The sequence below is a fragment of the Intrasporangium chromatireducens Q5-1 genome, from assembly GCF_000576575.1.
Lineage (GTDB): Bacteria > Actinomycetota > Actinomycetes > Actinomycetales > Dermatophilaceae > Intrasporangium_A > Intrasporangium_A chromatireducens.
Genome location: NZ_AWQS01000175.1, coordinates 1 through 8,051, shown reverse-complemented (window position 1 = coordinate 8,051; position 8,051 = coordinate 1). Strand labels below are relative to the sequence as shown.

General features: G+C 68.5%; 7 protein-coding genes and 1 pseudogene. 5 read left to right on the top strand and 3 right to left on the bottom strand.

Annotated features, from left to right (window positions below; translation table 11 throughout):
* The 3 genes and pseudogenes from N864_RS16425 to N864_RS16415 form a co-directional block, all read left to right on the top strand.
* A pseudogene (locus N864_RS16425) lies at positions 1-352 on the top strand (ATP-binding protein); the annotation flags it as partial.
* A gap of 306 nt (positions 353-658) precedes the next feature.
* Entirely contained in the window at positions 659-1,912 is a 1,254-nt protein-coding gene (locus N864_RS16420) for a sodium:proton exchanger (RefSeq protein WP_034719249.1), read from the top strand.
* Positions 1,913-1,922: 10 nt separating this feature from the next.
* Positions 1,923-2,603 (top strand): metal-dependent transcriptional regulator, encoded by a 681-nt coding sequence (locus N864_RS16415; protein WP_169735986.1) that lies wholly within the window; start codon positions 1,923-1,925, stop codon positions 2,601-2,603.
* Here N864_RS16415 and N864_RS16410 read toward each other — a convergent pair.
* From N864_RS16410 to N864_RS16400, 3 genes are read right to left on the bottom strand one after another with little or no spacing between them, the layout of a single operon-like run.
* Positions 2,600-4,366 (bottom strand): site-specific integrase, encoded by a 1,767-nt coding sequence (locus N864_RS16410; RefSeq protein WP_051518701.1) that lies wholly within the window; start codon positions 4,364-4,366, stop codon positions 2,600-2,602. The genes N864_RS16415 and N864_RS16410 overlap by 4 nt on opposite strands.
* On the bottom strand, positions 4,363-4,686 hold the full coding sequence (locus tag N864_RS16405; RefSeq protein WP_034719243.1) for a helix-turn-helix domain-containing protein: 324 nt from the start codon (positions 4,684-4,686) through the stop codon (positions 4,363-4,365). The genes N864_RS16410 and N864_RS16405 overlap by 4 nt, the downstream gene beginning before the upstream one ends.
* Before the next feature lies 1 nt (position 4,687).
* Positions 4,688-5,767 (bottom strand): tyrosine-type recombinase/integrase, encoded by a 1,080-nt coding sequence (locus tag N864_RS16400; protein WP_034719241.1) that lies wholly within the window; start codon positions 5,765-5,767, stop codon positions 4,688-4,690.
* A gap of 178 nt (positions 5,768-5,945) precedes the next feature.
* On the opposite strand from N864_RS16400, the gene N864_RS16395 reads away from it, so the two are divergent.
* Positions 5,946-6,497 carry a hypothetical protein gene (locus N864_RS16395; protein WP_034719238.1) on the top strand — a complete coding sequence of 184 codons (552 nt, stop codon included), beginning with the start codon at positions 5,946-5,948 and terminating at the stop codon, positions 6,495-6,497.
* Positions 6,494-8,051, top strand: a 1,558-nt coding sequence (locus N864_RS16390; RefSeq protein WP_034719255.1) for a type IV secretory system conjugative DNA transfer family protein, incomplete at its 3' end; no start/stop codon positions are given. The genes N864_RS16395 and N864_RS16390, both read left to right, overlap by 4 nt.

Below are 8,051 nucleotides of genomic sequence, written 5' to 3'. Positions count from 1 at the left end.
GAACATGCTGATCTTCCACAAGCTCACCGACCTCGACAACGTGGGCGACCAAGGCTCCGCCATGCGCTCCCTGGCCAACTCGCTGCTCGCGAACGCGGAGACGCGGATCGTGTACCGGCAGGAATCCGACCAGCTCGGACCGACCGCGACCGCCCTCGGTCTGACCGGCACTGAGCAGCAACTCTTGCCGAACCTCGGCGTCGGCCAAGGCCTGTGGCGAATCAAGGCGAGGAGCTTCGTCTGCCAGCACCAGCTCCACCCCGACGAACTCGCCCTGTTCGACACCAGCAGCCGCGCCGCGGGAAAAGGTAACGGGTTCCACGGAATCCGTTCGGAAATCCAGGGAACCTGAGCTTCCACGCGCCCATTCAGGCTAGCTGAGGGTGCGGGTTCACGGAACCCGAAGCAACGGGGCCGAGATGTGTGACTTCTCTAACTCTGAGGTGTGCGTAGACACATCCGATCGGGGTGCGTCAGGCTTATTCCCGAAGGGGAGTAGTTCCGTCCGGGCTTCGGCTTGGATGCGGTGCGTCGACACACTGGCGGTCACGATGATCGGCCCGGCGCCCCACCTCAGTTCGTGAGGCGAGCGAGACCTTCGGTCCTTTGCCGTGGCCGGAGATCCTCCCCGTGCTGCGGCGCGTCCAGGAGAGATGCCATGCCCGCCGCCCTTGTCCGCCGTGTCCTGTTGTGCTTGCTGATCGCCGCTCCCGCCCTGGTATTGCGGCTCACGGGGATCGAGTTGTTCCCGGTGCTGGAGATGCTCGTGTTCGGTGCTGCTGTTGTCGCGGCAGCGTTCTTGCTCGCGTGGGCGGCGGAGGCGGCGCAGAAGGACATCTCCGGCGCATTGGCGATCGCGTTGCTCGCGCTGATCGCGGTGCTCCCGGAGTACGCGGTGGACCTGTACTACGCGTTCCGGTCCGGGTCGGACGCCGAATACCTGCATTACGCGGCGGCGAACATGACCGGCTCGAACCGGCTGCTGCTCGGTTTCGGGTGGCCGCTCGTGGTTGTCGTCTCGCTCTTGGTCGCCCGCCGTGTCGCCCGGGCACGGGGAACGGCCTCACCGCGGTTCCTCGACCTGCCGAAGGAGAGCCGCCTGGACATCGGATTCCTCGCGATCCTCGCCGTGGTCGCGTTCGCGATACCGCTGATGGGCAGCATCCCGATCTGGTTCGGCGCCGCGCTGATCCTCGTGTTCGGCCTGTACCTGTGGCGTGCCGGGCAGACCCACGATGATGGCGAGGAGGAGTTCGTCGGCGCCGCCGCGCTGATCGCCGGGATGAACACCCGCCCACGACGAGTCGCAGTCATCGGACTTTTCGTGATCTCGGCCGCGATCATCCTGCTCTCGGCGGAGCCGTTCGCGGAGGCGCTGGTCGCTTCCGGGTCGTCGCTGGGCATCGACAGCTACTTCCTCGTGCAGTGGCTTGCCCCGCTGGCCTCCGAGGCACCGGAGTTCATCATCGCGGTGATGTTCGCCCTGCGTGGGATGGGGGCGGCGGCAATCGGCACGCTCATCGCGTCGAAGGTCAACCAGTGGAGCCTGCTGGTCGGCTCCCTCCCGATCGCGCACTTCGCCGGTGGTGGCCCCGCGTCGCTGGCGCTGGACGCCCGGCAGATCGAGGAGTTCACCCTGACCGCGACGCAGACGCTGCTGGGCGTGGCGATCATCCTCGCCCTCCGGTTCCACTGGTGGTCCGCGATCGGGCTCGCGGCCCTGTTCGCCGTGCAGTTCGTCGTCACCGACACCACCGGCCGATACGTACTCAGCGCCATCCAGGCCGTGCTCGCGATTGGATTCCTGATCGCGCACCGCCGCGACATTCTCCCTACGCTCGCGGCGCCGTTCCGGCGAGCCCAGGCCGCGCCGATTCCGGCTGCCGAGACTTCGACGGCGGTGCGTGGATAGCATGGGCAAGATGCCGCACCCTGCTCTCACCCGGATGGTCGAGGACTACCTCACCCTGATCTGGAAGGCCCACGAGTGGCCCGGCGGAGAGCCGTCCACGACGGACCTCGCCGCGCAGCTCGGAGTCACCGCATCGACGGTGTCTGCGAACCTGAAGAAGCTCGCCCGCGACGGGCATATCGACTACGAACCCTACGGGCCGATCAGCCTTACCGATGCGGGCCGGGCGATCGCGGTCGAGATCGTCCGGCGACATCGCATTATCGAGACCTACCTCGTCGAGGCGCTCGGCCTGGGCTGGGACCAGGTCCACGACGAGGCCGACCGGCTCGAACACGCCATCTCCGACCTCGTGCTGGACCGAATGGACACCGTCCTAGGCCACCCGACCACCGACCCCCACGGCGATCCCATCCCCGCAGCCGACGGAACGGTGCCGGCCGACGACAGCAGACCACTGACCGAGATCACCGCGGGCACCAAGGCAGATATCGCCAGAGTCTCCGACCGTTCCCCCGACGTGCTCCGTTACCTCCAGGATCACGGCATCACCGTCGGCACCCGGGTTCGCGTGAACGACTTCAACCCCCAGGCATCCATGATCGAGATGACCGTAGGGCACAAACGGGTAGTGCTCTCGCTCCCCGCCGCAGCGGCAGTCCGCGTCCGCAGGATTCCCCCCTCGGCCTAGTCACCGTCGAGCGCTCGGGCAGGAGCGGGGATCTGCTCGCGAAACGCGGCGTGGCCGAGATTGGTGGCATAGCGCAGAGCGGCCTCGATGCCGATGCCGAAGAGGTCGCAGATGCGGCGGACGTCGCCGCCGGTCGCGTAGATCTCCTGCAGAATGCGGTCGGTGCGCAGCGACTGCGGGTTCAGACCAGCCTTCTTCCAAGGGAAGGAGTGGCCCGGTGCGGAGAGTCGGGGCGCGGTCTGCTGGGTGAGGAACAGATGCGGGTTGATCGTGGCGGGCCATCTCTGGGCGCGGTAGTCGAGCCAGGCGGCGAGGCGGACCCTGACGGGCTCGGCCAGAGGGATCGAGCGTCCGTCGTACAGGGTGAGGCGCCCGTCGACGACGTCGGTGAGCTGGATCGCGCGGGTCTGGCCGTTGGTGAGGCCGTGGAACGAGACGATCGCGACGCCGAGCGCGGTCGCGGGGTCGGGGTGATTCAGTGCGGCGCGGATCGCGGCCGCGTCCAGCGGCATCGGGATCGTGGTGCGCGTGTTGACAATCGGCAGGTTGCGGATCGGGTCGGTGAACACGAGCTTGCGGGCTTTCATCACGGCGAACACTGACCGCAGCCCCCGGTCGGCCCAGTGCCGTTGCGAGGGCTCGGCGGGCAGGCTGTCGGCGATCATGCGGCGGGTGACCTGTGCGAGGGAGTCGATGCCGGCGTTCGCCCAGGCGTGCAGGATCGGCATGATCCCGAGGATCAGGGTGCGGGTGGTGTTATCGTCTCGGGACTTGCGCCGCGGCGGGATGGTCGAGCCGTGCCGCATGAGGTCGAACCAGACGGCGAGCTGGCTGGTCATCGTTTCCGGCAGGCCCGCGGTCCTGGCGTCGAAGTAGCGGACGATGTGCGGCACCTGGTCATCTATCAGGAACCCGGCCTCGGCGAGAACGTCGAGGGTGGAGACCCGGTTCGTGTTGGTGTCGTAGCCGCTCAGCCGCAGGACCTCGCTGGCGCGGACCTGGGTGGCGCCGTCGGGTCGTATCAGCTGGATCATCTTCAACGACCGGCGGACCTGGTTCGTCTGCCGCTCGGACCAGCCGAATCTCTCCGCGTGCGCGAACACGATCGTGTCGGTCCGGTAGGTCCACTCCCGTGCGCCGGCCGTCGTCGCCTGCCGCAGCAACTCGGGGTCCGGATCGAGGTGGAACAGCTCGGGCTGGTCCCAGTTGGCCTGCCGGTCGACCTGAGCGGCCAGAGCCTTCCGCAGCGCACGAATCCCCGATGTGGACCGTTTGGGCTTGCGCGGCGCGGGCATGTTCGCGAAGAAGAGCTGGAGCCCGTAGCGGACGCCATCGGCGGGGTCCGGGGCGGTGCCGGGCTCGGTGACGCGGCGAGCGGATTCCAGGCAGAGACGGCAGGCGCCCTGCACCCCGATCGTGACGTGCCGCCCGCAGTAGACGCAGTCGCCGACCGGGTAGTGCTGGCGCCACCAGCGGCAGGCCCAGCAGAGCCAGTTGTTCTGCCGGCAAACGCCCCAGGCGAGGCAGTCCTTGCAGGCTCCGGGATAGCGGGGACTGCCGGGATGGCAGAGCTCGCAGCGGCCCTGGTTGAAGTAGGCGCTCGAGCCGCATCGTTCACACGGTGGCGGGGTGAACGGTCCGCCGGGCATGCACTCGTAGCAGTACTCGACCCGCGGGCGGGTCCAGGCCGCTCGGTTCACGCCGCAGGTGAAGCAGGTCCGTGGGGGCCGAAACCGCTCGTTGAACCCGAGCGTCGTGCTCATAGCGGTGGTGTCGAGCGTGGGTTCCCTGGTCGGGGCCGGACGATCGGCGGGACATCGCTCGCGCCGGCGATCTTCTCCTGTGCCGGCTTGCGGGCGGCGACCTTCGCGGGCTCGCGGACGAGGAGGTCACTGGGCTCGCAGGCCAGGACGTGGCAGATCACGTCGAGGTCGTCGAGGCGGATCGTCTTCGGGGTGCCGGTCCAGAGCGCCGACATCTTCCCCAGGCTCAGTTCCAGGCCCGCGTCAGCGAGCATCCGCCGCAGCTCGGCGGACTTCCAGATGCCGCGCTCGGCGGCCTTCAACCGCAGGTTCCAGAGCATGTCAGCCCTCTCCTCCCAGGCGTCGTTCGGTGCGGGCGTTGGCCTGATGCCACGCGGTCTCGATGTGGTCGCTGCGGACGTGGATGTACTGGCTCGTCGTCGAGAGCCAGTTGTGCCCGAGGAGCTCCTGCAGCGCCTTCAAGTCCATGCCCGCGGCGTAGAGCGAGGACGCGCAGTAGTGTCGCAGGACGTGCGGGGTCATCCGCCCCGACCAGGCGGGCAGCCACCGTTCGGTCTGATCGGCCAGCGCCCGACGCAGCGCGTTCGGGCCGACCCGAACCGAACGGCCGAACTCGTGATCGATCCGCTCGCTGGGCAGCATCGGCGCGTCCGGGTCGCTCCAATCCGACCCGAACTGCGGGCGCACCTCGGCCAGCCACCAGTCGATCAGCTCGGCGGCGCCGTTGATCGCGGGGATCAGCCTCGGCTTGACGCCGCGGCCGCGTGAGCCCTTCCCGAACCGGACATGCAGCTTGCCGATCTGTCCGAGGTCGGGCCGCCAGTCCCGGATGTCGAGCATGACCGACTCGTTGATCCGCAGACCCAGGCGTCGCCAGAGCGACGCCGTAAAGTAGTCCCGCGCCGCAGGCAGATACTTCCTGGCATTCGCGACCGACGCCCGCCAACGGTCGAAGAACTCCGTCATCTCCGCGTCCGACGGCGGGACGCGAACCTTGCCGAGGGACACTCCGGACGGGCGGTTCCACTCATCTATGGGCTGCTCGACGATCACGCCCGTCGCGGCACGGATGTCGCCGAGGTAGCGGGTGATGAGGAAGTCGTAGAACTGGGCGATCATGCCCGCCTTGCCCGCCCGCGTTGACTGCGCCCGCCCCAGCCGCCGCTGCTCCGCGAGGAACCGGTCGCCGTCCGCGTACCTCGCCGTCCAGGCCGGACCCGACAGCGACCTCGCGAACTCGAACACCACCGAACGCGAGCTCGTGATGTAACCGTCCGAGATCCCCGCGGACGCCTGCGCCAACGCGAACTGATCGATCAGCTCCTGCTCGAAATCGTCAGCATCCTGCGGCGACACCAGCACCGGCGCCGTCGCCACGCTCCGCACAGGCGTCAGAGCCATCAGCGTTCCAGTTCAGAAATCCTGCACATACTTCGAGAATACTCCGAAACCTTCAGGAATCCCGAAGAACTTTCAGACTGTCGCGCGACACCGGCGAACCCAGCACCGGGGCGGACAGAACGCACCTACCGGGTATGAGCACCCGAAAAGAACCCGTAGCAATAGAGACAGGTCACCGATGAACCTCACGGGCCCGCGCCGATCCACCACGACCGACGACGATGCCACGGCTCCCGTCGAGCTGCCGCACGTCCTCGTCACCGTCGCCGACGACGGAAGCCTCGCCGCGACGGTCGATGGAACACCGTTTGCGTCACCGGACGCGGGCGCGTGGACGCGGGCGACGTTCGGGCCGCTCATGGATGCGATCACCAAGGACCGCACCGTCGCCGTCCGGGTCGAGGTGCGCGAGAGCGACGGCAGCGTGTTCACCGATATCCTCCGCACACGCAAGACCCGACGCGCCGTGGTCCCGCCCGAGACCCCGGTGCCGGAGACTCGTCGGAGTCGCCACGCCCGACGAGTGCCGCGCCTGGCTGAGGTCACCGCCGAGGGGTTCGTGCCTGGCGAGGATGTTGCCGTCGCGACGATCGTGTCCCACGCCGACGCCACCGGAACCGGCGAAGCGCGGGCGCTCATCGACCTCGACGACCTGCCCGACGCAAGCGCGCCCGAGGTGATCCTCCTTGGGCGTATCTCCGGCACGCTCGCGGTGCGGCGGCTGACATGAACCAGCGGCAAGCCGGGGGCATGGGCGACGAACTCACCAACGCCGCCCTCATTGGTCTGGTCGGCATGTTCGGGATCGCTCTCGTCCTCCGTGCCGCTGGCAGCGTCGCCGCGTTCCTCACCGGCACACCGCAGCCCGACGCCGGCGCAGCGGCGGGGCTCGGCGTGCTGTTCAACCCCGCCGACCCGGCGACCGCGCTCGGTGCCGACGGACTCAACCCAGTCGTTTACTGGCTTGTCAGCACGGCACTGCTCGGCGGACTCGCAGCCGGGATCGTCTGGGTCTGGATCGTGCTGCGTCGACACACGCGGAAGACCGAGACCGACCCGCACCGACTGGCGGGGATCGCGACCAGCCACGAGGTCAAGACCGCAGCATCCGCGAAAGCACTGCTTCACCGTGCGGCCACGCTGCGGCCCTCCTTGGAGTCGCCGGCACCGCAGGATGTCGGCTACCTGCTCGGTGCCAGTCGTGGCACGAAGGTCTGGGCATCGGTCGAAGACTCGATCCTGCTGATCGGCCCGCCCCGCTCCGGCAAGGGATTGCACGTCGTCATCAACGCGATCCTTGACGCCCCCGGTGCGGTCGTCACCACCAGCACCAGGCCCGACAACCTCACCGCGACCCTTCGCGCTCGACGCCGCAAAGGCGGGCCGGTCGCCGTGTTCGACCCCCAACACCTCGCCGAAGGCATCCCCGCCGGACTCCGCTGGTCACCCATTCGCGGCTGCGACGATCCGCTCACCGCGATGATCCGCGCCAACGGACTCGCCGCCGCCACCGGCCTCAGCGCCGGAGGCGTCGAGTCGGGCGGGTTCTGGGAGGGAAAGACCCGCACCGCACTCCAGAGCCTGCTGCACGCCGCCGCACTCGACGGCCGCCCACCGGCCGAGCTGTTCAGGTGGACCCTCGACCCCAGCGCAGCGACCGAGGCCGTCGCCATCCTCAACTCCCACCCGAACGCGGCGATGGGTTGGGACGACTCCCTTGGTGCGATGATCGACGCCGACCCCAAGACCCGCGACAGCATCTGGCAAGGCGTCTCCCTCGCACTCGCCGCCCTCGCCGACCCGCGCGTGCTCGATGCCGTCACGCCCGGCCCGCACGAACACTTCGACCCCGAGACCTTCCTCACCGAACAAGGCACCCTCTACCTACTCGCCACCGGGGCGGGAGCAGGAGCCTCCGCATCGCTGGTCGCGGCATTCGTCGAAGACCTCATCGAAACCGCCCGCCGACTCGCGGCACGCTCACCGGGAGCCCGGCTCGACCCGCCGCTATTGCTCGCGCTCGACGAGATCGGGAACCTCGCACCGCTGCCATCCCTGCCGACGCTCATGGCCGAAGGCGGCGGCACCGGAATCACGACCATGCCGGTCTTGCAGTCCCTCGCCCAAGCACGCGACAGGTGGAGTGAACACCAGGCCGGCGCGATCTGGGACGCCAGCATCGTCAAGATCATCCTCGGCGGCGCATCCAACAGCCGCGACCTCCAAGACCTCTCCACCCTCATCGGAGAGCGTGACGAGTACACCGACAGCGTGACCCTCGGCG